This window comes from Microcoleus sp. B3-A4, assembly GCF_036705385.1.
Lineage (GTDB): Bacteria > Cyanobacteriota > Cyanobacteriia > Cyanobacteriales > Microcoleaceae > Microcoleus.
In genome coordinates this window covers 1-1,032 of the sequence record NZ_JAUBUI010000234.1, presented here as the reverse complement: position 1 = coordinate 1,032, position 1,032 = coordinate 1, and the positions used below count along the sequence as shown (strand labels likewise).

Genomic DNA, 1,032 nt, shown 5'->3' with positions numbered 1-1,032 from the left:
CTGCCTATCTTTTTTTACCACAAGTTGGCTCAATCCTTACTAACTATGGGTTTGGGGCGGGTCGTCACCCCCCCAGGAAGCAAGTAGAAATACTTGACGCAGTAAGGGTTTGAGTAGCTTGTCATCAAAAAAATGTGTGCGTGCGATCGCTAATTTCTAGACTTTTTGCAGGGTCTAATCACGATCGTTCGTGTTCGCTACCATTTAAATGGTCAATAAACTTGTGATAATTACTACTCTCTTGAGGGAGGTTCAAGAGCCTAAACCCTCTAAATATCAAGGTTTCAGCGGCTTTCTCACTCCGTCAATTCCCAGATTCAGTTTGGCACTGTTTGAGGACAGCAGGAGGAACCGTCGGAGTCAGCAAAAATTTTCCCAGCGGTTGATTGAAGGTTCTCCGAGACGATCGACTCATTTGACATCTAAATTATCAGCGATCTTATGAAAACAGGATGATCGGCTGCAACTCAGCTAAAACATCTCGCGCTAAACTGCTAGAGAACTGACAAGCTCACCCCGCACGAGTTCAAGTGGATTTGATTGTGGTCAACGGTCTTGCTCAATCCCAAACCCTTTATCTGCGAAAACACGCCGAAAATCCGATCGACTGGGGGGTCTGGTGCGACGAAGCCTGAGAAATGACCTGGAGGGAAAATAAACCGATTTTTCTGTCAATTCGCTACTCTAGCTGCCACTGGTGTAGGGTGATGGAAGGGGAAGGATTTTGCGATCGCGCGATCGTCCAATACATGAATTCGCACTTTATACCGATAAAAAGCGCTTTTCAGTATCCCACCTGTTTCTTCAACCGCCACCGCTGAAACGCTTTTTCGTAGTCTTCTCCTTCAGTTCGATCGACATTCCAAGCATTCAGCGACAATCCCAAGCCCCACCTTAGTAAAGTCAACAGCGACCAATCAAGCTCGTGCACTGCTGCTATAGCAATCGTAAATAAGTAAGGATTCAGGTCTTTGATTGGGGAATCAGAGAAGGCATAAAAAAGTTACAAGAATGAGCAGATAGAGCATCACG

Annotated in this window: 1 protein-coding gene and 1 pseudogene; one reads left to right on the top strand and one right to left on the bottom strand. The window is 45.7% G+C overall.

All coding sequences use genetic code 11. The features are described from left to right. Positions 1-542: 542 nt before the first annotated feature. Positions 543-776 (top strand): annotated as a pseudogene (locus QUB33_RS29580) (DUF255 domain-containing protein); the annotation flags it as partial. An 8-nt stretch (positions 777-784) separates the two neighbouring features. Here QUB33_RS29580 and QUB33_RS29575 read toward each other — a convergent pair. Continuing rightward, a complete protein-coding gene (locus QUB33_RS29575) occupies positions 785-967 on the bottom strand; it encodes a 2TM domain-containing protein (RefSeq protein WP_333358297.1) in 183 nt (60 codons plus the stop codon). Positions 968-1,032 lie beyond the last annotated feature (65 nt).